This is a genomic window from Paenibacillus sp. OV219, from assembly GCF_900110075.1.
GTDB lineage: Bacteria > Bacillota > Bacilli > Paenibacillales > Paenibacillaceae > Paenibacillus_Z.
On the sequence record NZ_FOCJ01000006.1, the window covers coordinates 213,980 to 236,564 of the forward strand.

At 50.5% G+C, this 22,585-nt stretch carries 20 protein-coding genes; 11 read left to right on the top strand and 9 right to left on the bottom strand.

Translation table 11 applies throughout. The features are described 5' to 3' along the window. Positions 1-2: 2 nt before the first annotated feature. A complete protein-coding gene (locus BMY11_RS16750) occupies positions 3-1,649 on the bottom strand; it encodes a bifunctional metallophosphatase/5'-nucleotidase (RefSeq protein WP_090578438.1) in 1,647 nt (548 codons plus the stop codon). A 123-nt stretch (positions 1,650-1,772) separates the two neighbouring features. Further along, on the bottom strand, positions 1,773-2,789 hold the full coding sequence (locus BMY11_RS16755; protein WP_090578441.1) for a sulfate ABC transporter substrate-binding protein: 1,017 nt from the start codon (positions 2,787-2,789) through the stop codon (positions 1,773-1,775). Between the two features lie 440 nt (positions 2,790-3,229). On the opposite strand from BMY11_RS16755, the gene BMY11_RS16760 reads away from it, so the two are divergent. From BMY11_RS16760 to BMY11_RS16780, 5 genes are all read left to right on the top strand, one after another. Then, positions 3,230-4,402: a sulfate ABC transporter substrate-binding protein gene (locus BMY11_RS16760; RefSeq protein ID WP_371262864.1), complete on the top strand. Its 1,173-nt coding sequence runs from the start codon at positions 3,230-3,232 to the stop codon at positions 4,400-4,402. A 26-nt stretch (positions 4,403-4,428) separates the two neighbouring features. Then, the gene (gene cysT, locus BMY11_RS16765) at positions 4,429-5,277 is read left to right on the top strand and encodes a sulfate ABC transporter permease subunit CysT (protein WP_090578442.1); all 849 of its coding nucleotides are present in this window, start codon (positions 4,429-4,431) and stop codon (positions 5,275-5,277) included. 16 nt (positions 5,278-5,293) lie between these two features. Continuing rightward, positions 5,294-6,187, top strand: a complete 894-nt coding sequence (gene cysW / locus BMY11_RS16770) for a sulfate ABC transporter permease subunit CysW (protein WP_090578445.1) — start codon at positions 5,294-5,296, stop codon at positions 6,185-6,187. Then, a complete protein-coding gene (locus BMY11_RS16775) occupies positions 6,177-7,241 on the top strand; it encodes an ABC transporter ATP-binding protein (RefSeq protein ID WP_090578448.1) in 1,065 nt (354 codons plus the stop codon). The genes cysW and BMY11_RS16775 overlap by 11 nt, the downstream gene beginning before the upstream one ends. A 104-nt stretch (positions 7,242-7,345) precedes the next feature. Further along, positions 7,346-7,579, top strand: coding sequence for a YezD family protein (locus BMY11_RS16780; protein ID WP_090578451.1), 234 nt, complete (start codon positions 7,346-7,348; stop codon positions 7,577-7,579). Positions 7,580-8,191: 612 nt separating this feature from the next. Here the strand turns inward: BMY11_RS16780 and rsgA are convergent. Further along, positions 8,192-9,370, bottom strand: coding sequence for a ribosome small subunit-dependent GTPase A (gene rsgA / locus BMY11_RS16785; RefSeq protein ID WP_256217568.1), 1,179 nt, complete (start codon positions 9,368-9,370; stop codon positions 8,192-8,194). A gap of 499 nt (positions 9,371-9,869) precedes the next feature. After that, on the bottom strand, positions 9,870-10,016 hold the full coding sequence (locus BMY11_RS16790; RefSeq protein ID WP_090578454.1) for a YqzM family protein: 147 nt from the start codon (positions 10,014-10,016) through the stop codon (positions 9,870-9,872). Between the two features lie 184 nt (positions 10,017-10,200). On the opposite strand from BMY11_RS16790, the gene uvrC reads away from it, so the two are divergent. Beyond that, complete coding sequence (gene uvrC / locus BMY11_RS16795) at positions 10,201-12,204, top strand: excinuclease ABC subunit UvrC (RefSeq protein ID WP_090578458.1); 2,004 nt, start codon at positions 10,201-10,203, stop codon at positions 12,202-12,204. On the opposite strand, the gene BMY11_RS16800 is transcribed toward uvrC, so the two are convergent. Continuing rightward, positions 12,176-13,807 (bottom strand): CPBP family glutamic-type intramembrane protease, encoded by a 1,632-nt coding sequence (locus BMY11_RS16800; RefSeq protein WP_090578461.1) that lies wholly within the window; start codon positions 13,805-13,807, stop codon positions 12,176-12,178. The genes uvrC and BMY11_RS16800 overlap by 29 nt on opposite strands. 622 nt (positions 13,808-14,429) lie before the next feature. Next, a complete protein-coding gene (locus BMY11_RS16805; protein WP_090578464.1) occupies positions 14,430-15,323 on the bottom strand; it encodes a LysR family transcriptional regulator in 894 nt (297 codons plus the stop codon). A gap of 269 nt (positions 15,324-15,592) precedes the next feature. Here BMY11_RS16805 and BMY11_RS16810 point away from each other — a divergent pair, with 269 nt between their 5' ends. Genes BMY11_RS16810 through BMY11_RS16825 form a run of 4 tightly spaced genes read left to right on the top strand, consistent with a single transcriptional unit; the run spans position 15,593 to position 19,310 of the window. Further along, positions 15,593-16,264, top strand: a complete 672-nt coding sequence (locus tag BMY11_RS16810; protein WP_090578467.1) for a succinate dehydrogenase cytochrome b558 subunit — start codon at positions 15,593-15,595, stop codon at positions 16,262-16,264. A gap of 24 nt (positions 16,265-16,288) precedes the next feature. Beyond that, complete coding sequence (sdhA, locus tag BMY11_RS16815; protein WP_090578469.1) at positions 16,289-18,034, top strand: succinate dehydrogenase flavoprotein subunit; 1,746 nt, start codon at positions 16,289-16,291, stop codon at positions 18,032-18,034. A 14-nt stretch (positions 18,035-18,048) separates the two neighbouring features. After that, complete coding sequence (sdhB, locus tag BMY11_RS16820) at positions 18,049-18,813, top strand: succinate dehydrogenase iron-sulfur subunit (protein ID WP_090578472.1); 765 nt, start codon at positions 18,049-18,051, stop codon at positions 18,811-18,813. 17 nt (positions 18,814-18,830) lie between these two features. Next, positions 18,831-19,310 (top strand): hypothetical protein, encoded by a 480-nt coding sequence (locus BMY11_RS16825; protein WP_090578475.1) that lies wholly within the window; start codon positions 18,831-18,833, stop codon positions 19,308-19,310. Here the strand turns inward: BMY11_RS16825 and BMY11_RS16830 are convergent. Beyond that, positions 19,307-19,615 carry a winged helix-turn-helix transcriptional regulator gene (locus BMY11_RS16830; protein WP_090578477.1) on the bottom strand — a complete coding sequence of 103 codons (309 nt, stop codon included), beginning with the start codon at positions 19,613-19,615 and terminating at the stop codon, positions 19,307-19,309. The genes BMY11_RS16825 and BMY11_RS16830 overlap by 4 nt on opposite strands. A gap of 264 nt (positions 19,616-19,879) precedes the next feature. Here BMY11_RS16830 and BMY11_RS16835 point away from each other — a divergent pair, with 264 nt between their 5' ends. Beyond that, the gene (locus BMY11_RS16835) at positions 19,880-20,716 is read left to right on the top strand and encodes a DUF695 domain-containing protein (RefSeq protein ID WP_177182681.1); all 837 of its coding nucleotides are present in this window, start codon (positions 19,880-19,882) and stop codon (positions 20,714-20,716) included. A 15-nt stretch (positions 20,717-20,731) separates the two neighbouring features. Here the strand turns inward: BMY11_RS16835 and BMY11_RS16840 are convergent, their stop codons facing one another. Beyond that, positions 20,732-21,622 (bottom strand): EamA family transporter, encoded by an 891-nt coding sequence (locus tag BMY11_RS16840; protein WP_090578483.1) that lies wholly within the window; start codon positions 21,620-21,622, stop codon positions 20,732-20,734. 151 nt (positions 21,623-21,773) lie between these two features. Next, on the bottom strand, positions 21,774-22,583 hold the full coding sequence (locus tag BMY11_RS16845) for a histidinol-phosphatase (protein WP_090578486.1): 810 nt from the start codon (positions 22,581-22,583) through the stop codon (positions 21,774-21,776). Positions 22,584-22,585 lie beyond the last annotated feature (2 nt).

The following is a 22,585-nucleotide window of genomic DNA, read 5'->3' on the forward strand; positions in this document are numbered from 1 at the left end:
TCCTATTTGACGTTCGTTACATTCAGGTTTGTAATACGTCCTTTCACAGACGCGGTAATCGTGCCGTGCTTAAACGTCTTCAGTACGTAATTGTACAAAGCGTCGATATCCGTAACTCCCGCAACTGGGTTGGCGCCTTGCATGATTACGGTAAAGTTGTCACCACCAGATGCCATAAAGTTGTTCACGACAGCCGAGTATTCTTCCGAATCGGAGATTGTTATCCCGTCCTCCTTCGTTAGAGAAATGACACGCTTTGTAATAGGCTTGCTGAAGTCCGCTGTATATTTGAGGCCGGAGATTTGCAGTGTCTTTATTTTGTTTGGCGTATCTCCCCACTGCTGCTGAAGCAGAGTCCTGATCTGAGCGCCTGTCAGCGTCAACTTCACAAGCTGGTTGCCGAATGGCTGGATGCGGTACAGATCGGAATAGAGTACATTTCCCCGCGGTAAATCAGCACGAATACCGCCTGGATTCATGAACGCAAAATCAGCATGCATAGAATCCTTCATCGCGTCGGCGATTAAGCTGCCTAATGCGATCTCCTCAGTATGAGCGTTTATATTCGAATAGACCTGATCCGCTGTACCTACTGGCTGGGATAGCTCAGGATGCCTGTCCAGAGCAGCTTGAACGAATGCAGCAACCTCTGTATCAGGTTTTATATTCACCTGCTTCACATCAACGATTGTTGCTTCTTTCTTGACGATGTCATGTGTTGCCGGATCGATCTCAAGATCTACATCTGCAAAAGCGATACCGTAAGAGTAGGCCTCGAAAATAAGCTTGTTGTCTACGTAACCGTTCACTTTCACATGGTTGTCTCCTGCAAAGATAATATCCACCTCATCATCTACAGCGTTCGCGAGGTCAGCCGCTTCGCCAGTAATCGACTTGCCGCTCTGCGATGCAGGATCATGAGCAAGGACAACAATTGCTTTGACGCCTTGTGCTTTCAATGCTACAACGGCCTTATTAACTACCGTCGCTTGCTCCACCATATGGACCGGTTCAAGTGCCGAAGGTGATACTTTGCTTGGTGTCAACATCGTCACGACGCCGATAAATCCGATTTTCTCCCCGCCAACCTGTTCCACGACATAAGGCGCTATGATCGTCTTACCCGTAGCCTTCTCAATGACATTGGCATTGACATAGTCGATATTCGTGTGCGAATGCGTAATGTCAGGATTGATGGGGTCCATGCCGCCATTCAACTGTGCCATCATTGCCGGTACCCCTTGGTCAAACTCGTGATTGCCCAGTGTTCCTACCTTGAAGCCGAGCATGTTTAAAAAGTCGAGTGTAGGCTTATCCCGCTCAAGCGAAGATATAGGCGAGCTTGCGCCAACCGCATCACCGTTATGTATGAGCAAGGTATTGTCCGGGTTCGTCATTTTATATCGTTTGAGGTACGCAGCCAAGTATGCGGCTCCGCCTACAACTGTGTCTCCGGCTATCGCCCTGAAGTCCAATTGTCCGTGAAAGTCATTAATACCGAGCAGCTGCACTTTGACATGGCCTGTTGGCGGAGGAGGAGGCGTGACCCGTGCATGAACAGGTGATGGGGCGTACGAAGATGACAGAAGTCCGAGAAGAAGGGAAGCAGTGACCGCTGCTCGTAACAGTTTCATTCGAATGGGAGACATTTTATAGCAAAACTCCTTTCACCTTATAAAGTGAGGAAGAAGCGCAGCTCCTATTCGGTAAACAAGACAAAAAAACCCGCACATCGAATGTCGAATGATGTGCGGGTTCTTGTAACTTGCTTATTATGGTTGGTAAATCTTATCGAAGACGCCGTTGTCACTGAAGAACTTCGTTTGTGCTTTTTGCCAGCCACCGAAGTTTTTAATATTCGTCAGCTCGAGAGTCTTGAAGTTCTTCGAGAACTCAGCTGCGATCTTCGGATTCGTTGGACGGTAGAAATTTTTACCGATAATGCGCTGACCTTCTGTCGTGTACAGATAGTCAAGGTATGCTTTGGCAATATCGCGTGTACCATGCTTGTCGACATTCTTGTTCACGACTGCGACAGGCGGTTCTGCCAGGATGCTGTAGGAAGGAGTTACGATTTCAAAGTCTTTCGGATGCTCTTTCAGCGCCAGGTAAGCCTCGTTCTCCCAAGCGAGCAGAACGTCGCCGATACCGCGCTCTACGAAAGTAGTTGTGGAGCCGCGTGCGCCAGAGTCGAGTACAGGCACGTTCTTGAACAGTTGTTTAACGAAAGTTGTCGCTTTCGCTTCGCTGTGGCCGTTATGTTTCAAGGCATAAGCCCAAGCTGCGAGGAAGTTCCAACGCGCGCCGCCGCTTGTCTTCGGATTCGGTGTAATAACGGAGATGTTCTTCTTGACCAAATCGTTCCAGTCCTTGATTTTCTTCGGATTGCCCTTGCGAACCAGGAAGACGATGGTCGATGTATACGGCGAGCTGTTGTTAGCGAAACGAGCTTGCCAGCCGTCCTTGATGTAGCCTGCTTTCTGAATAGCATCAATATCGTAGCCGAGTGCAAGTGTAACGACGTCTGCTTCCAAACCGTCGATTACCGAACGCGATTGTGCGCCGGAGCCGCCATGGGACTGCTTAACCGTTACAGTCTGACCGGTTTTCTTCTTCCAGTATGCGGAGAATGCTTGGTTGTACTGCGCATACAGCTCGCGGGTCGGATCGTAAGAGACATTGAGCAGCTCAACATTCGGCTTGCTCGGCTTCGTTGCAGCGAAGCCCGGTTGGGCTAGAGTAAGGATAAGTGCCAGAATCGTGATCGTAAGCAGCAGTTTTTTCTTCATGTTTGTTACGCTCCCCTGATTAAAGTTTGTCGTTGTTCCACCTGGCCAACTTTATGTACAAATAAAAAGGAGGCCCCGGCAAATAACAGTGCATGCGTCGAATAAACGAAACATGCTGCATGTTGCCAAGGCCTCCGGTGGTCCGGTGGGCTCGATGGATTTATCATAATCTGACAATTCCAACCTGTCAACTATGAATTGAAATTTTATTTTCGAGGCGAATTTCAGAGGTAGACCACTCTTTATATAAGAAAGGCTTATACGTTTCATAAAATATGTTAAAAAACTGATTGACAACAAAGCTTATCCGTTGCTATGATTCAAATATAAACCAACTAAACAGGTAGGATTAATTCTAATTTTACTACCGTACAACACGGCGTAAAGCGAAGGTTAGTTATCTGTATAAAGATGATGAGAGGTGCTTTTACATGACAAACATGAAAAAGAGAAATGCCAACCCGCTTCACGCCCTGTTAATCTTCATCGTATTCTCACTTGCATTGACCGCTTGCGGCTGGGATCAAAACCCGCCAAACAATGCGAATGCAAACAGCAATTCGAGCAACAAATCGAACACCAATTCAAGCTCCGGGAATACGACAACGGCAACGAATGATGTGAATTCGGAAACTAACACCGATAATTCAGCGAATGCAGCACCAGAAGCGGCAGGTCCAGTGGAGTTGCTGAACGTCTCCTATGACCCGACACGCGAGCTGTATGCAGCTTACAATAAACTTTTTGCAGAGTATTGGAAGCAAGAGCATAACCAAGAAGTTACGATCAAGCAGTCGCATGCTGGTTCAGGTGCTCAATCAAGAGCGGTAATTGACGGACTGCAAGCCGATGTCGTGACACTCGCACTCGGATATGATATTGATGCGATTTCCGATAAAGGATTCATTAATAAAGACTGGCAGCAGAAGTTCGACAACAACAGCTCGCCATATACATCGACCATCGTATTCCTCGTACGCAAAGGTAACCCGAAAGGCATTAAAGATTGGAACGATCTTATCAAGCCTGGCGTTCAGGTCATTACGCCGAATCCGAAGACGAGTGGCGGCGCACGGTGGAACTATCTCGCAGCATGGGGCTACGCCCTGAAGCAGAACAATGACGATGAAGATAAAGCGAAGGAATTCGTCTCCGCACTCTTCAAGAATGTGCCGGTGCTGGATTCCGGAGCACGCGGTTCGACAACGACATTCGTAGAGAAAGGGATCGGCGACGTGTTGCTCGCTTGGGAGAACGAAGCGCTGCTATCCGTCAAGGAGCTTGGCGAAGATAAATTCGATATCGTTTATCCGTCGATCAGTATACTCGCAGAGCCGCCGGTAGCGGTTGTCGATAAGAATGTCGATAAGAAAGGCACTCGTACAGTAGCAGAAGCTTACCTTGACTACTTGTATACCGAAGAGGCTCAGAAGCTCGTCGCTCAGAACTACTACCGTCCGCAGCTTGCATCCGTAGCAGAGCAATTCGCTGATCAATTCCCGGAAATTCCGATGCTGAATATCGATGACGATTTCGGCGGCTGGGCAGCAGCACAGAAGAAACATTTTGCAGATGGCGGCGTATTTGATCAAATCTATGCGCCTGGCTCATAAGCGATCGACAGGAGCTGATTCTACCTATGAAAAGTTCCACTACAAAGCGTACGAAGCCTCGCAGTGTGCTGCCTGGCTTCGGCCTCTCGCTAGGATTCACGATTTTCTACTTGAGTGTGCTTGTCATCATTCCATTAGCCGGCATATTCATCAAGACATCAGGCCTCACCCCAGAGCAGTTCTGGCATACGGTGTCTAACCCGCGTGTCATTGCTTCCTACAAAATCAGCTTTCTGACATCCTTCTACGCAGCGCTCGTGAATCTCGTGTTCGGTCTCATCATTGCATGGGTGCTCGTGCGGTACCGTTTCCCAGGCAAGAAGCTCATTGATAGCTTAATCGACATGCCGTTTGCGCTGCCAACTGCGGTTGCAGGCATCTCGCTCACAGCAATCTATGCGCCTAACGGCTGGGTTGGCAAGCTAGTTGAACCACTTGGCCTCAAGATCGCGTTCACGCCGCTCGGCATCACGCTAGCGCTAATATTCATCGGATTGCCCTTCGTCGTAAGGACTGTGCAGCCTGTACTGCAGGATCTCGACAATGAAATTGAGGAAGCGGCAGTCATGCTTGGCGCGTTCCGCTGGCGGACGTTCCGCCGGGTCATTCTGCCGGAGCTCATTCCCGCGCTGCTGACAGGATTTGCACTTGCTTTTGCCCGCGGGATCGGGGAGTACGGTTCAGTCGTCTTTATATCCGGCAACATGCCGATGAAGACGGAAATTGCGCCGCTTCTCATCATGACCAAGCTGGAGCAGTACGATTACAAAGGTGCAACAGCGATTGCGATGGTCATGCTTATCGTATCGTTCATCCTGCTGCTTCTGATCAACTACTTGCAATGGCGGAGCAATCGCCGCGTTGTAACGGCATAGGGGGGCACAAACACATATGGCAGGAGCTGTAACGGTTTCATTGACGGAGAAGGCCGCACAAAGGCCTAAACATATTAACGAGTCGGTAGCTGTACGAATTGTACTTATTTCAATTGCACTTCTATTTCTTGTAGCTGTTGTGCTGCTTCCACTGCTGTCGGTCTTCATCGAAGCGTTCAAGAGAGGCACAGACGTGTACTTCGCAGCACTTCGGGATCCCGATGCATTGTCGGCGCTGAAGTTGACGCTAACAACCGCATTAATCGCTGTTCCGCTTAATACGGTGTTTGGTGTAGCAGCAGGTTGGGCCATCAGTAAGTTCCGGTTTCGGGGCAAAAATTTTCTCATTACGCTGATCGACCTGCCTGTTGCTGTATCGCCGGTCATCTCGGGTCTCGTATTCGTGCTTCTGTTCGGAGCGCAAGGTTTCTTCGGACCGTGGCTGTCCGATCATAATATTCATCTTCTCTTCGCACTGCCGGGCATCGTGCTTGCTACAACATTCGTGACATTTCCTTTCGTCGCGAGGGAGCTGATCCCGCTCATGCAGGCTCAGGGCGTACAGGAAGAAGAGGCAGCGGCAAGCCTCGGGGCGAAGGGTTGGCAAATCTTCTGGCGCGTGACGCTGCCAAACATTAAGTGGGGCTTGCTCTACGGCGTTATTCTTTGTAACGCTCGTGCGATGGGCGAGTTCGGCGCTGTGTCGGTCGTATCGGGACATATTCGTGGAGAGACGAACACGCTGCCGCTTCACATTGAAATTCTGTACAACGAATATCAGTTCTCAGCGTCATTCGCGGTCGCTTCGCTGCTCGTTATGCTAGCGGTGCTGACGTTGATCATCAAGAGCTTTATCGAGTGGAGAACGAATGCGAAAAGTCCGGAAAGGAGTGCTGACGATGCACATTGAGGTACGGAATTTGAATAAGTCATTCGGCAGCCATGCTGCGGTTCAGGATGTGAGCTTCCAGATTGAGCGCGGGAAGCTGATCGGCTTGCTCGGGCCAAGCGGCGGTGGCAAGTCTACGCTGCTGCGGATGCTTGCTGGGCTGGAGACGCCAGATTCGGGCGACATCTTCATAAACGGGAAGCGCGTCAACGATGTCCAGCCGCAGCTGCGCGGCATCGGGTTCGTGTTTCAGAACTATGCATTGTTCAAGCATATGACGGTGTTTGATAATATCGCTTTTGGCTTAACGATTCGCAAGACGAGCAAAGCTGAGATTAAAGCACGCGTCGGCGAGCTGCTCGATCTGACCGGGCTTCGAGGCTTCGAACACCGCTATCCGCATCAGCTGTCGGGCGGTCAGCGGCAACGGGTTGCTTTTGCCAGAGCGCTGGCCCCGAGGCCAGACCTACTGCTGCTCGATGAGCCGTTCGCGGCGATCGACGCCAAGGTACGCAAAGAACTGCGCACATGGCTGAAGCAGCTAATCAGCACGCTCGGCATTACGTCGATCTTCGTAACCCATGACCAAGATGAAGCGGTTGAAGTGGCAGATGAGATGCTTATTGTCCAGCAGGGTAGATTGGAGCAGCAAGGCTCGCCAGTTCATATTTATACGGACCCGCAGACGGCTTTCGTTGCCGGCTTCATCGGTCACTCGAGCGTGGTGGAGCAGCCTACAAGCTTGCGCGGCTTCGAAGGAACTTCGATTGCTGCAGGTGCCAGAGCGCTGGTCCGTCCGGAGTTTGTCGAGGTTGGGCGCGAGCAGGAAATTCAGTTCCCATCTGCTGCTGAGAAGGGCCAGGTACGGCATATTTTCTTCCGCGGTGCACACTTGGAGCTGGATATTCAGGTCGGTCATAACCGGTTATCCGCGCATCGCTCGTTAGATCAAGAGCCGCTGCAGCCAGGTGAGGAAGTGTCGGTGCTCATTCACCGGCTATACGTCATCTCGGATAAGACGGCAACAATGGTTGAAAACCCGTTGAAGGTGGATCCACTGCCTGTTCATATTTGAGGGCAGATCATAGCGGATGGAGATAGGAAGTCCATAGCGGTATGCATGGGAAGAGGAGTATCGGAGATTTAGTATATAGGAAGCGACCTTAGGAGGGATTCGAGATGGCGAAACCAATAGTGCTCGATCAAGAATGGATTGAACGGATTGCGACGCAGGTGAACGGACTAGAATACGGATCGGTGCTAATTACCGTTCATGACGGGCGTGTCGTCCAAATCGACCGAACCGAACGCAAACGGTTCGAAGCTTCCGCGAAGCCGAGCCAAAATCAAGCGAAAGAGCAAGCCCACGGGCAAGCATCCGCAGCTGGAGATAAATTGAAAGCCATTAATTAGTTAGGAGTCCCAATTGCCGCGTCAGGATGCGGTGATTGGGGCTTTTTTTGTTTGAGGGGGAAGATGAAGGGAGGATACAAGTGAAAAAGTAGATAGGACAAAGACAGTTCCGCAGATGTAGCTGGTTGGAGCTATTCCTGCTAATGTAGCTGGTTTGGTGGACCTCTACTGCTGATTTCGAGCTATTTTTGCTGATGTAGCTGGTTTGGTGGACCTCTTATGCTGATTTCGAGCTATTTCTGCTAATGTAGCTGGTTATGTGGACCTCTACTGCTGATTTCGAGCTATTTCTGCTAATGTAGCTGGTATGGTGGACCATGGGTTGGAAAGTGGTGGAAGGAGGGGAAGAAGCTAGTTGATGGACTTCATTGCTAAGAGGTAAGTCAATGTAGATCCTCCAGAGACCCACATTGGCTGAAATCTGGGCTAATGAGTGAAAGAGAGTCCTCCAGGGATCTACATTGGCTGAGATCTGGTCAAACGAGCGGATGAGTGTCCTCCAGGGATCTACATTGGGCGAATTCTCGTCCGATGAGCAAAGGAGAGTCCTCCAAGGATCTACATTGGTTGAAAACTCATTAAACTACAGGCTTAAGGTGTGCTGAAGATGACTCAATCCGCGTTGATCATCAGCTTCGAGAACGAAGTGCGAGCTTCGCGACGCTTGTCTGCGCTCTTCTGTTGGCGCTTGCTGACCGATTGCTCTTTGCGCATTTGGTGCGCGAGCTCGCGGCCGGTTTTCTTATAACTCGTGAAGCGGCGCTCTTCAAGTGCGCCGCTTTGCAGCGCTTCCCTCACGGCGCAACCGAGCTCCCGCTCGTGGTGGCAGTCACGGAAGCGACAGTTCGCAGCGATCGCTTCGATGTCTGCGAATGCTTCTTGCCAGCCGCCATCGGACTCCCACAGCTGCAGCTCGCGCATGCCCGGCGTATCCATCATGATGAAGCCCCCGGGAAGCGGGAACAGCTCGCGGTGCGTCGTCGTATGGCGTCCGCGCGCATCATCCTCGCGGATACCTTGCACGCGCTGGAGCTCACCGCCGGCCAGCCAGTTAAGCAGCGTCGACTTGCCTACGCCGGAGGAACCGGTCACGGCGATCGTGCTGCCCGGCTGCAGATAAGGCGCGAGCGCTTCGCGGCCAATTCCAGTAACTGCGCTGACCGCATGGACCGGCACACCGGGAGCGGAAGCTTCGACCTCAGCGATGCTCAGCTCGATGTTGTCGCACAGATCCGCTTTGGTTAGCAAGACGACAGGTGTCGCGCCGCTTTCCCAGGCTGTGACGAGATAACGCTCAATCCGGCTCACGTTATAGTCGCCATTAAGCGCGCCAACGATGAACAGTGTATCAATGTTTGTGCCGATGACCTGCTCTTCAGGCACGCTGCCCGATGCTCGGCGGATCATCGCGGAGCGACGAGGAAGCACGCTATGAATGATGGCACGCTTCTCGCCATCCATTGGCGCAGCGGCGACCCAGTCGCCAACAGCCGGATACTCGCTCCGGGTATTCGCCTGAAACTGAAACTTGCCGCTCACTTCAGCGGACAGCTCACCAGCAGTTGTCATGATGCGATATTGATTCGTGAATTGAGCGATAACCCGTGCAGGCATGCAACCCTTCGGAAGTGCAGCGCTCGCAGCAGAGAAGCTCGCCTCCCAACCCGCGTTCCAGCCGAATTGCTGCAACAGTTCAGCCGAACTGAACTGTTCTTGTTTTTGTTTCTGTTTTTGGACTAGCCCTTGCTCATTCACTAGTTCATTCAAATGTTCATTCACCTGCTCATTCATTTTCATTTGCTCTTCAACTTGTTCTTGCTCATGGTTTTGATTCAGGTTGGTAATCCCCTTTTAATTAAATTGGTGGTGCCAGAATTTCTTGCTATTCACATAGACGACGACAAAAAGACCGCAGGAAATTATCTCCTGCGGTCTGCTCCGATGCTGCTGCCCAGCTAGGGGGCGCAGCACTTAAACGGAAATACAAAAAAACCGCAAGAAACCAGATTGGTCTCCTGCGGTTCTAATGACGCGATACAGCTAACAAGCCTGGCGGGGCAGCTATATACTAAACGCTCCCTAAACCAACTCATCACTATAAGTCACGTACTCAGTTCCGTTCGAAGACCGATGCGAATGCGACAACAACAGCGTTAACAATTGATTTTCTCATTCTACATCAGCCTCCCTTGGGTATCGTTAGTTGTCATTCTATGCTCTATTGGTAGCACTTGTCAACTGCTTATAATTAAAATGGCCCTGCTATGACAAACGAAGCAAGGCCACCATATTACGAAATGACGAATTTAATGATCACCGCAGCGGCGAAAATAACGAACATAACTCCGAAGAACCCGCCAAAGCCGATTGCGACATCGAATAAATCATCACGCGGTTCCTCATTCAAATGCTCGCGTGGATCTCTAACATTTTCCATTGATTAACTTCCTCCTTAGACACGACGATTGCTTCTCCTAGTATACCCAACTTCCAGAATAATTGTAAAGTCGCCGATCGTGACAATTGTGAGGCGAATTTGCTGTTCCATGAGGAGACCAGCCGCAAACGGTGAGTCGTTGTGGTACAATAAAATTTAGCATTAGGCTGGGGGGAGGACAAGTATGACCGAGCAAATAAGTCACGAATCAGCGGCTAGCAGGCGTCTCGCGCAGGAGCGAATTCGTAATAAATTAGCGCTACTGCCGGACCAGCCGGGCTGTTACCTGATGAAGGACCATAGCGGAAAAATCATTTATGTCGGCAAAGCGAAGGTGCTTAAGAATCGTGTGCGTTCGTATTTCAACGGCAGTCATAACGGCAAAACATTGCGGCTTGTCTCGCACATCCGCGATTTCGAATACATCGTCACATCGAGCAACATGGAAGCACTTATTCTTGAATGCAATTTGATCAAGCAGTACATGCCGCAATACAACGTTCTGTTGAAGGACGATAAAACATTTCCCTATATCAAAATCACAAGCGAAGCGCATCCGAAGCTTGAGGTGACGAGGCGGATTGTGAAGGATAAGGGAAAATATTTTGGCCCGTATCCGAATGCGTATGCGGCACAGCAAACCAAGAAGCTATTGGATCGCTTGTATCCGCTGCGCAAGTGTGGCGTACTGCCGGACAAAGTATGCCTTTATTATCATTTGGGACAGTGCGTTGCGCCATGTGAGTACGATGTTGAGCCCGGCACATATGAGAATATGGTGCAGGAGATTACACGGTTTCTAAACGGCGGACACGAAGAAGTGAAGAAGACGCTGCAGGGCAAAATGGAAGCAGCGGCGGAAGAACTCGAGTTCGAGCGTGCCAAGGAATACCGCGATCAGTTGATTGCGATTGATGCCGTCATGGAGAAGCAAAAGATTACGCTGAACGATGCGATGGACCGCGACGTGTTCGGCTATGCGACGGACAAAGGCTGGATGTGCGTGCAAATCATGTACATGCGGCAGGGCAAGCTCATCGAGCGCAGGGCGACGACGTTCCCGTATTACGGCGAAGCATACGATGATTTCATGACATTCGTTACGCAGTATTATTCGGAGAACCCGGCGTTGCCGAAGGAGATTTTCTTGCCGACACCACCGCAAGAGTCAGCGGTAGAAGATGAGGATTCGACGGATTCGGTGGAGGCGGCTGGAGCTGCGACAGAGAGCGCTCAGCCAAACTCAGGTTCAGGCTCGGAAGCGGAGCTGGCGAATCCGGTGCTAACCGTAGAAGACACCGATCAGAGCGACTCCGAGCCAGAAGCGGGATCGGCCGAAGCCGAACTGCGTAATTCGCTGCAGAAGTGGCTGAAAGTGAAGGTGTTCATGCCGCTTCGAGGACGCAAGCGTGACGTTGTAACAATGGCGGTGAAGAATGCGAAGGTGACGCTTGATGAGAAGTTCAAGCTCATCGAACGCGATGAGGAGCGAACCTTTAAGGCGGCTGAAGGACTGGCGGAGGCGATTGGCCTGCCGCAAGTGCGCCGAATCGAGGCTTTTGATAACTCGAACATTCAAGGGACCGATCCGGTATCTGCGATGGTTGTGTTCATCGACGGCAAGCCGGATAAGAAAGAATACCGCAAATATAAAGTGAAGACGGTCAAAGGACCGGACGATTACGGAACGATGCGCGAAGTCATTCGCCGCCGTTATGAGCGTGTGCTGAAGGAGGAGCTAGAACTCCCCGACCTCATCATTGTTGACGGAGGCAGAGGTCAAATTTCGGCAGCTCTTGATATTCTTGAGAACGAGCTGGGCTTAGGCATTCCAGTGTGCGGACTCGTGAAGGATGCGAAGCATAAGACGGCGCAGCTTATGACAGGAGATCCGCCGGAAGTTGTGCCGCTAGGGCGTGACAGCCAGGAATTCTATCTGCTGCAGCGTATACAGGACGAGGTGCATCGGTTCGCGATTACTTTCCACCGGGAGCAGCGTGGCAAGTCGATGGTCGTGTCGAAGCTTGATTCGATTCCGGGCATTGGGGAGAAACGGCGGAAGGCGCTCTTGAAACATTTTGGCTCCATCAAAAAAATAAAAGAAGCCGGAATTGAAGATTTCCGGCCTCTGTCGATCGGCGAGAAGCTCGCCGCACAAATTATTGAAGCATTGAGGGAGGAACCATAGGGTTCGCCCTCTTTTTTTTATCGAAATTACGAATGAGCCATGCGATCGGAATCGGCAGTACGATATAGACGAGGCCAATAAGCACGTTGCCGACAGAGCCCATGAACATGAGCGAGATTGCCATCATGAGGCTGTCGAATACCGCATGTGCGAATAGGACGGTAATGAAGCCGAAACGGAGGAACAGGAAGCTGAAAATCAAGCCAAGAATCGTCAGCTCAAGCAATCTCGTCGTCGATGGGAAGATCGGATAAGTGACGTGTCCAAGTGCCCAGATGATGGTCGGGATTAGGGACGCAACGAACGAATTTTTGAACCAACGTTTCATGATACCGATGCCGAAGAGGCGGAACACCGCTTCCTCCGAGATGGCGGCACACCAAGCGAGCAGCGGGAACAACCACGGTGCAGCAAGATTATATGGAGATTGCGTGACGTCGGTCGTCGACCAAGCGCCGTTCATGTTCATTAGGATGATGAAAATAATCGTTTGCAGTCCTAGCAGCATGAAAGCTGCAAGATATCCAAGCCACATGCTGCGCCATACATGCTCACCATAGCCAGGCTGGCCGAACCTTGGCCACAAATTGCGTCCGAGTGCGCGCCACAAGCCGTCGCCTCCGACGAGCGAGAAGTAGACGGACAACGCCATAATTACAGTAACTAAGCAAGTAACAATGACGGCCGCATACGCCATTGTATCGACATGCAGCATTTCGCCGTAGCCGGCGGCAAGACCGTCCTTCATGTTGAAGTCATTGACGAGATACATGCCCATGAACAGCAATGTAAGCGCAATACCCCGCAGGAAGGAAGTATGCTTCCGGTAGAGAGATGCATAGATGATGGCGAGAATGAATAACACAAACGACAGGAACAAGCTACCGAGCGTGGATAGGTAGTTCGCAAGCCGCTTCTGTTTATCAACGTACACGGTATAGTCGCTCGGAACCTTGAAAGTTGGTTTATAAGCAGCAATGAGAATGGAGCCGTTCGGTTGCTTCTCTGCGCGTATGCCGATGGTGAGCTTTGCATTGCCAATTACTTTACCCGCGGTATACCAGAGTTGCCCGGTGTCTTCGGACATCCGGCTTACTTTCAAGTTAGATTTCTCGAAGCCCTTCGATATCGCAAACTTGAGCGCGGTGTCGGTCAGTTCAGTGCCTTTGGCGGGAGTGACATGATCGCCGTTCAGACGATTCCAGGCGACGACAGTAGCTTTTTGCATATGGACATAGATGAAGATTTCGCTGCGGTCGGGCATTTTCGCTGTCACTTGGAAGGTGTCGGTCGGGAACTGTTTATCATAGAGATTCTCGTAGCTCTTCGTCAGCTTGTTCTTTTCCAAGTAGCCATACAGCAGACTGTCTGATTGATGGACGGCGTGCAGGCTGATTGGCGTGACATGGAACTGCTTTCTCACGAATGCGGCGGCAGTATCCTCGGCTTTGCTCTTCGAAATGACCGGTTCACTGTTCGTGTCGAAGAACGATTCTGCTGTTGACGGAACAATCTGGATAAGTAAATAAATAATAATGCCAATACCGGCGAGCCAGGAGAACAGCTTCCAATTCGGCTCTTGATGGGGGAAATTCGAATTCACCTTAACACCTCAGTTTCGCGTGGACTAGCCTTGTGTACTCACTACCATATCATAATTGAAATAAAATTATCCATGCGGATAGGCACAGCTGCTTGTTCCATCTATATTCAGACATGTCCAAAAATAATACGCTCTTATGCGGACCATGGTATTGGATACGAAAAATGGCAAACAATAAAGGACAGGGCCTGTTGGCGCTGTCCTTTTGTTCTCGCAAGCTTCGCCCCACGATCGGTGCGGCACGCAGCCTGATGTTGATTGGGGCGAAGCAGGATCCTTGTCTTTGTCTTTGGTTGTTCTTGTCTTTGGTTGTTCTTGTCTTCGTTTGTCCTTGCCTTTGTTTGTCGAGCCGCAGAGCTGGGAACAGCGATTGCGGCTCATCCAATGCTGCCAGCGGAGCATATAAGTCGCGCTGGTACTAGCCTTTGCGAAGCAGAGGGGGGAGGAAGATGGAGAGGCGTGGGGAAAGTGAACGAGCTGTAGAGCGCAAGCGATCGCCTTTGAACTCGGGAATACTCCGCTAGGAGTAAAGTTCAATATTCCCGAGTTCAACAGCGACGTAAGCCGTTCACTTGGACCAAAGCTTCGACACCTCTTCATCCACCAAATGCGCAGCATATCGCTACCCCCGCTTATAATGCGTAGCGATCTCGTCGATCCACAGCCTCACCGCCGGACTCAAGCTCTCCGACTCCGCATGAATCAGCGACGTCGTCCGTTTCGTCGCCTCCAGCTCGCGGATCGGGATAACGATGAGATCGTTATCCTTCAGCATCTCGGGGCGCAAGTAAGACTTCGGCAGCAACGTCGCTGCCCGGCAGGTGTGCAGTAGCCGCAGAATCGCCTCAAAGGAGTCGATTTCCATGCGGACATCGGGAAGTAGGCGGTATTTTTCGAACAGCTCGTCGGTTAAGATTCGGTACCACGTGCCTTTGGAGAAGAGGATCATCGGCAGGCCATTTAAATCTGTGATGACAGGCAAGCCTTTATCCATTACAAAATGATTTCGCGGCAGCACAAGTACGAGATGATCGTCGAACAGCGGAATACATTTCAAGTGCGGATCATCTATGCCTGAAGCGACGATGCCAAGATCGGCTTTGCGCTCGCGGACGAGCGTGACGATCTCATGTGTTTTGCCAGTAATCGCTTTGATGTCGAGCTCGGGACTGTTCGCTGTGAGCGTCTGGATGAGGTCCGGCAAGGACGTTTGCAGTGTCGTTAAGCTCGCGCCAATCGTCAGTACCTTCCGGCCAGCGGTCTTGTATTCCGCTACAAGCTTCAAATATCGGAGATGCTGCTGGCGGGTCTCGACGGCGTAATCGTAGGTTAGCTGGCCGATGCGAGTGAGCTCTAGCCTTTTGCCGATCCGGTTGAACAGCAGTACGCCGAGCTCTTGCTCGAGCTTGGCGATTTTGCGCGAGAGTGCGGGCTGCGACAGGTTTAGCTCAGCAGATGCCTTGTTTAGGCTCGCCTGCTCTACCACGACGGTGAACATATACAACTCATCTAACATGGGGACTGCTCCTATATGCAAAATAGTTATAACTTTTAATGAATAATCGGCAATTCCATTATAAGCGTAAAAGGAGTATTATTTGTAATGGATAGAAGTTTTATTATTTGCCATTTTTAAACAAGCTTCTACTTCGTTCGCGAAACGTCAGCTTTTGGCAGTCTATTATTTATTGACGGCTCTTTAGGCCCAGAGTTACAATGGAGAATGGTTTTGGCGAATTATGGCGAAATGTAACCTCACAGTTTGGAAAGGAGAACGTACAAGTTATGAAAGGAAATTCGTATTTATCGCGTAAGATCCACTCCTTACTTGGAGTAATACCGCTCGGTTTGTTTCTTATCGAGCATATGGTGACGAACTTTTCCGCATATGAGCGCGGGCCGCAAGGATTCGAGGATAGTGTCAAGTTTTTGAATGATCTTCCGCTCGTTTTCTTCCTGGAGCTGTTCGGCATTTGGCTGCCGTTGTTGTTCCACGGCGTGTACGGACTATATGTCGCTTATCAGTCCAACCTGAACACCGGGCGGTTCCAATATGGCCGCAACTGGGCTTTCGCACTTCAGCGGATTTCAGGTGTCATCACATTCATCTTCATCTTCTGGCATCTCTACCAGACGCGCTACCAAGTTATGATCGGCGCGGTAACCCATGAAGAGCTGGGTAATTTGATGCATGACGTCACGACGAACGGCTTCTACTTCGTGCTCTATGTGATCGGTATTCTTGCCGCTACATTCCATTTCAGCAATGGTATGTGGGCATTCCTCGTGAGCTGGGGTATTACGGTCGGGCCGCGTGCACAACGCATCTCCTCGTTCATTTGGATCGGCGTATTCGTTATTGTGGCAGTGATTTTCCTGCTGTCGCTTGGATCGTTCAAGGGCGATGAGTTCAAAGAAGCGGCTTCTGCTGCTCTACAATTGACGAATCTCGTTTAAGTTTGAGACAAGGAGCGAAATGATATGGCTAAGAATAAAATTATTGTCGTAGGCGGCGGTTTGGCTGGCCTTATGGCTACAATAAAAGCGGCTGAAGCAGGCGTGCACGTTGACCTGTTCTCGGTTGTGCCTGTTAAACGCTCGCACTCCGTATGTGCGCAAGGCGGTATTAACGGCGCGGTTAATACGAAGGGTGAAGGCGACTCCACATGGGAGCACTTCGATGACACGGTTTACGGGGGCGACTTCCTTGCGAACCAACCACCTGTAAAAGCGATGTGCGATGCAGCTCCAGGCATCATCCACTTGATGGACCGGATGGGCGTTATGTTCAACCGTACTCCTGAGGGTTTACTTGACTTCCGTCGTTTCGGCGGTACACAATATCACCGTACGGCGTTCGCAGGCGCGACAACTGGCCAGCAGCTGCTGTACGCGCTGGACGAGCAAGTTCGCCGCTGGGAATCAGAAGGTCTCGTAACGAAGTACGAGCACTGGGAATTCCTTGGCTCCATTCTTGATGATGACGGCGTCTGCCGCGGTGTATCGGCGCAGGATCTGCGTTCGATGGAAGTGCATACGTTTGCTGCGGATGCGGTTATCTTGGCATCAGGCGGCCCTGGTATTATTTTCGGCAAAACGACGAACTCGGTAATTAATACTGGTACAGCAGCAAGCGCGGTGTACCAACAAGGCGTTCATTATGCAAACGGTGAATTCATTCAAATCCACCCGACAGCGATTCCTGGCGATGACAAGCTGCGTCTCATGAGCGAATCCGCTCGTGGTGAAGGCGGACGGATCTGGACGTACAAAGACGGTAAGCCTTGGTACTTCCTTGAAGAGAAATACCCTGCGTACGGTAACCTTGTACCTCGTGATATTGCGACTCGTGAGATTTTCTCCGTGTGCGTGGACGACAAGCTCGGCATCAACGGCGAGAACATGGTTTATCTCGATCTGTCTCATAAAGATCCGAAGGTGCTTGACGTTAAACTCGGCGGCATCATTGAAATCTATGAGAAATTCATGGGCGATGACCCTCGTAAAATCCCGATGAAAATCTTCCCTGCGGTTCACTATTCGATGGGCGGCATATGGGTCGATTACAATCAAATGACGAACATTCCAGGCTTGTTCGCTTGCGGCGAATGTGAATATCAATACCACGGTGCGAACCGTCTCGGCGCGAACTCGCTGCTCTCCGCTATCTACGGCGGTATGATCACGGGCCCTAAAGCGGTTGAGTACATTAAAGGCCTTAAGAAATCGGCTGAAGATATCTCTTCCTCGGTGTATGACCGTGCGAAGAAACAGCAAACCGATAAGTATGAAGGTATCCTCGCAATGAACGGTACTGAGAATGCATATGTGCTTCACAAAGAGCTTGGCGAATGGATGACCAACAACATGACGGTTGTTCGTTTCAACAATAAGCTTGAAGAGACAATTGGGAAGATCAAAGAGCTGAAGCAGCGTTATGCGAACATTAACATTAACGACACTGCGCGCTGGAACAATGCAGGTGTAGCGTTCACGCGTCAGCTGTGGAACATGATGGAGCTTTCAGAAGCTATGACGCTTGGCGCGCTTATGCGTAACGAGAGCCGCGGTGCTCACTATAAGCCGGATTTCCCGGATCGTAACGACGAAGACTTCTTGAAAACAACGATTGCTGCATGGACGCCAGACGGCCCGCAAATTTCGTACCAAGAAGTTGATGTCTCGCTCATTACACCGCGTAAACGCGACTACTCCAAGGATAAATAGAAAGGAGAATAACGATGGCGGAAACAGCAGTAGCAGCCAAAAAAGTGAAGCTGATCATTACGCGTCAAGACGCTCCGAACAGTGGAACGTATACGGAAGAATTTGAAGTTCCTTATCGCCCGAACATGAATGTCATTAGTGCGCTCATGGAAATTCAGCGTAACCCGAAGAAATCCGACGGCAACGACACAGCTCCGGTATGTTGGGAATCCAACTGCTTGGAGGAAGTGTGCGGCGCTTGCTCCATGGTTATTAACGGCAAGCCGCGCCAAGCGTGCAGCGCGCTCGTTGACAAGCTTGAGCAGCCGATTCGTCTTCAGCCGATGAGCACATTCCCTGTTGTACGTGACCTTGTCATCAACCGTGAGCGCATGTTCAACGCGTTGAAACGTGTAAAAGCATGGATTCCGATCGACGGTACGTACGATCTCGGTCCTGGACCGCGTATGGCAGAGACGAAGCGTCAATGGGCATACGAATTGTCCAAATGTATGACTTGTGGCGTCTGCCTCGAGTCCTGCCCGAACGTCAATGACCGCAACAGCTTCATCGGTCCTGCGGCGATCTCCCAAGTTCGTTTGTTCAACGCGCATCCAACAGGCGAAATGAACAAGGAAGAACGTCTCGAGACGCTAATGGAAGACGGCGGTATCGAAGGCTGCGGTAACTCGCAGAACTGCGTACGCTCGTGTCCGAAGGGGATTCCGTTGACGACTTCGATCGCAGCGATCAACAAGGATACAACGAAGCATTTGTTCAAGCAATGGTTGGGTATGTAAAGGAAGGCTAGGCTCCCGTGGTGGGGCACTTCGCACAGGTATTCCGATTTGCGCTCCCGTGGTACTTCGTACCAAAGTCGCTCAAATTCGGAATACCTGTTGCTGCGTTTACCACCAAAGTCGCCGGCGCTTCTGCGCAGCGCGAGGGACAAGAGCAGGGCAGCTTCGCTATGCTCACGAGGGGCGCTGCGGCCAGTCGATCTGAGGTTATCGTTCCCGTGGTGTTCCACCAAAGTCACTTAACCCCAGATCGGCTGGAGCTGCCGCTCCCTGGCGCTTGCATGCGCTATAAAACACAAAAAGCACAAAAAGCACAAAAAGCACAAAAAGCACAAAAAGCACAAAAAGCACAAAACACACAAACAACACAAACAACACAAACAACACAAACAACACAAAAAGCAGTGACCTATGGTCACTGCTTTTTTATATTTCTAACGAATCGTAGCAGCCCCCTAAACAGCAAAAAAGCTGCCGTCAGTAACGGCAGCTTCTAACACCAAGTTTCTCCCCAATCCTGAATCGACTGGATAACGGGTTCTAGTCCCCGCCCTTTTTCGGTTAACTCATATTCAATCCGAACTGGCATCTCCGGATAGACATTTCGCTTAATAATATCGCAATGCTCGAGCTCTTTCATCCGGTCGGTCAGCATCTTGTCGCTCATCTCCGGGATTTGTTCTTTCATCTCTTTAAAACGCTTCGGCCCACCAAGTAGAACGCGTACAATCATGCCGGTCCATTTCTTGCCAAGTAACTCAGTTGCACATTCGTACTTTGGGCACATTTTGGAATAATCCACGTTATCACCCCTCTTTCTCTTACATCCATTGTAACACATGACCTTTTAAAAGGGCAGTGGTTAAACGACACGCCGGTCAAAATACTTGTTATTAAATATTTACTATACTTTAGTGAGTTATACACTTTAGTCAAATTTTATCATAATTCTCATGATCGAGTCGTATAAAGTCGAAATATAACCTAGTATGTTGTGGAGTTACCCGTTATAATACAGGATGGATTAGCTGCTTGTATGCATTTACGAACCTACCTGAGGTGCAAGATGACAGACAACTGGGGTTTTTATGAACGCCGATCGGTTTCGGAGCATATGCGTGTTCTGGTCAATATTGGCTACAAAGATGCATATCCGCTCGCGGATTATGACGAATTATTATCCATCACTATTAATTTGTATCCGGTTCGTGCCAATAACCGCACGAATCGGAATTTTGTTAAGCAGCTGGAACAGCTGGAATCGATGCTGGAGTATTGGCTCAAGCTTAGAACAGATGCAATTTACATCGGGCGAGTCAATGCTGCAAGACGGCTCGAGTTCTATTATTACTTGGACAGCAGTCGGTTGAACCGGCAGGAGCTTGACGAATGGCTGGAACAGAATTGGACTTATCGCGCCCAGGTGTATCGTAAGGCGGATCCGGAATGGACATTCTATACATTTATGCTGCCTGATGCGCTTGAGGAACTATTTATTCATAATGCTCAGATGATCTATGCACTTATTCATAAAGGCGACGATATCGGACAGCCGCGCAATGTGTACCACTGGCTGCTGTTTCGGGAGGATTTCGACAGGCGGGAAATTACACTGATGCTGGAGAAGCGAGGCTATGTGATTGAGAAGGATAGGGAGGGAAAGCCGGATCAAGGCTATCCCTATCCGCTTGTCATTAGCCGTTTCGAGGATGTGCGCCTGGATACGGTCAATGAGCGGGTGCGCGAGCTGCACAGCTTGATTGAAGAGAGCGGAGGCCGATACGAAGGCTGGGGCTCTGTCATGAAGCTGTCGGCGATTAATCGGCTGCGCCGTTCCATGAAGCGCTATCTAGAAGCAGCAGAAGCGACTGTAAGAAGGATGTTCCCAGGGCGTAACGCATAACCAACCGGCATCAACCTACAATCGAATGAGTACAAGGCCGGCAATCGTCATGGCAAAAGCAATCCATTGGTTCGTGCTAAGCCGCTCGCGATAGAGCACAATTGCGCCAACGGCGACGACGAGACTGTTCGCTGAGAAGATGGGTCCGGCAATGCTAGCCTGACCCGTCTCGAGCGAGATTGCATACAGCTGCAGGCCGCCATAAGAGAACAGGCCGGCAAGGATACCCCAGCGCATACCGATTGCTGCTGTAGAAGCAGAAGCAACAGCAGGGCGACGCCATTCTCGTGGAACAACCGACAGCCGTTCTTTCCAGATTGCCCAAGCGAACCATACGATCGACAAGCTGTAAGCAACCAACAGAATCGGCGCACTCTCGAGCTCAAGCTCATCCGTTACTTTAAGCCCGCCGTTACGGATGGCGAACAGCACAATGCTGAGGCTGACGTAGAGATACCATCGCGATTGAATCTGAGCTTCCTGCTGTTTGCCTCTAATCGACACGAGCACGACTGCGATTAGCAGCAGCAGAACGCCGCTCATCTCAGTGCCGCTAAGCGGTTCATTGTAGACGAGCATGCCCAGTCCGATGACGAGTACGATGTTCATATTCGTCAATGGAGAGGTGAGGCTGGCTGGCCCGCATTCCAGCGCTTTCATGAATAAGGCATTGCCAAGCGCAGATCCTGCGCCAATGAGCAAACCACCGAGCCAGACGCGCGGATCGCCGAGCGACGGCAGCAAAGTATGCTCCAAGGCGGCATGTACGCCAAACCCGCAAGTGCCTGAAATATATAGCCCCAGCAGTAGATAGGCGGACGAACCGCTCTGCATTTGGGACACTTTCATCCACCAGCCCGCCAGTCCGAACAGGACGGCGCTGCCGATAGCTGCTGCAAACCACATCGCTCGCCACCAACTTCACGCTTAAATAATTTTGTTACACAATTGAAATATTCCTGTTACGCGCCCATTACAATTAGGGGGTACTATAATAAACAAGACCCCCTTTTTAATCATATAAATTCGGACCTGCTCTTGCAGGTCCACTTTTTTTTTATAATGGCACGATGACCGGTTGCTTCTTCTTGTAATACACCCACTCTTTAAAGCCGATTTCCTTGAGTCGCTTCGCAACAAGCTCCCATTCATCGCCGACCCGGCTAGGGCGGTGCGCATCAGAGCCGAACGTTACGGATACGCCATAATGCAGAGCACGCTCCAATATCGCGTCGGAAGGGTACCAGCCGCCGACATCTTTCGTTGAGCCGGAGGTGTTGATCTCAATAGATACGCTGCTCTCAGCGATTGCTTGCAACGTAGCATCAATCACATCATCCGCATTAATAGCTGAGAAAGCCGGATAGTAGCCCTTCATCGCATCAATGTGACCGAGAATTTGGAACATACCGCTGCGGGCAGATTGCGCGATGAGATCGTAATACTCGCGCTTTTGCTCCACTTGCTGTTCACTCGATTTGCCTTTCCAACGGTTGCGGTTAAAGATGCTCACCCCGCCTGAACGATGAACAGACCCGATAATGTAATCGAATGGATATCCGGCAAAGATATCGCTATACAGCTTCGCATGCTCAGGGAAAAAGTCCGACTCAACGCCAAGCAGCACGTCAATCTTCCCTTCATACTTCTCTTTTAGTCGCAGTACCTCGTCTACATATTGCGCGAACTCGCTCTTCGCCATTGTAATGCCGGGATTCTCATGATCCAACTTGCTGCCAAAATAAGGGGAATGATCGGATATCCCAATAACGCCAAGGCCTTCACGAATGCCGGCCTTTATGTAATCCTCAATATTGCCGTCCGCATGTCCACATCTGAAATGATGGGTATGTAGATCGAATTTCAAAT

Bases quoted from the DNA above. Each gene is read 5' to 3' on its own strand.
- BMY11_RS16835 (WP_177182681.1), top strand. From the start codon at position 19,880: ATGACAGACAACTGGGGTTTTTATGAACGCCGATCGGTTTCGGAGCAT.
- sdhA (WP_090578469.1), top strand. From the start codon at position 16,289: ATGGCTAAGAATAAAATTATTGTCGTAGGCGGCGGTTTGGCTGGCCTT.
- BMY11_RS16760 (WP_371262864.1), top strand. From the start codon at position 3,230: ATGAAAAAGAGAAATGCCAACCCGCTTCACGCCCTGTTAATCTTCATC.
- BMY11_RS16805 (WP_090578464.1), bottom strand. From the start codon at position 15,323: ATGTTAGATGAGTTGTATATGTTCACCGTCGTGGTAGAGCAGGCGAGC.
- uvrC (WP_090578458.1), top strand. From the start codon at position 10,201: ATGACCGAGCAAATAAGTCACGAATCAGCGGCTAGCAGGCGTCTCGCG.
- sdhB (WP_090578472.1), top strand. From the start codon at position 18,049: ATGGCGGAAACAGCAGTAGCAGCCAAAAAAGTGAAGCTGATCATTACG.
- BMY11_RS16775 (WP_090578448.1), top strand. From the start codon at position 6,177: ATGCACATTGAGGTACGGAATTTGAATAAGTCATTCGGCAGCCATGCT.
- cysW (WP_090578445.1), top strand. From the start codon at position 5,294: ATGGCAGGAGCTGTAACGGTTTCATTGACGGAGAAGGCCGCACAAAGG.
- BMY11_RS16750 (WP_090578438.1), bottom strand. From the start codon at position 1,649: ATGTCTCCCATTCGAATGAAACTGTTACGAGCAGCGGTCACTGCTTCC.
- rsgA (WP_256217568.1), bottom strand. From the start codon at position 9,370: ATGAATGAGCAGGTGAATGAACATTTGAATGAACTAGTGAATGAGCAA.
- BMY11_RS16780 (WP_090578451.1), top strand. From the start codon at position 7,346: ATGGCGAAACCAATAGTGCTCGATCAAGAATGGATTGAACGGATTGCG.
- BMY11_RS16840 (WP_090578483.1), bottom strand. From the start codon at position 21,622: ATGTGGTTTGCAGCAGCTATCGGCAGCGCCGTCCTGTTCGGACTGGCG.
- BMY11_RS16755 (WP_090578441.1), bottom strand. From the start codon at position 2,789: ATGAAGAAAAAACTGCTGCTTACGATCACGATTCTGGCACTTATCCTT.
- BMY11_RS16790 (WP_090578454.1), bottom strand. From the start codon at position 10,016: ATGGAAAATGTTAGAGATCCACGCGAGCATTTGAATGAGGAACCGCGT.
- cysT (WP_090578442.1), top strand. From the start codon at position 4,429: ATGAAAAGTTCCACTACAAAGCGTACGAAGCCTCGCAGTGTGCTGCCT.
- BMY11_RS16810 (WP_090578467.1), top strand. From the start codon at position 15,593: ATGAAAGGAAATTCGTATTTATCGCGTAAGATCCACTCCTTACTTGGA.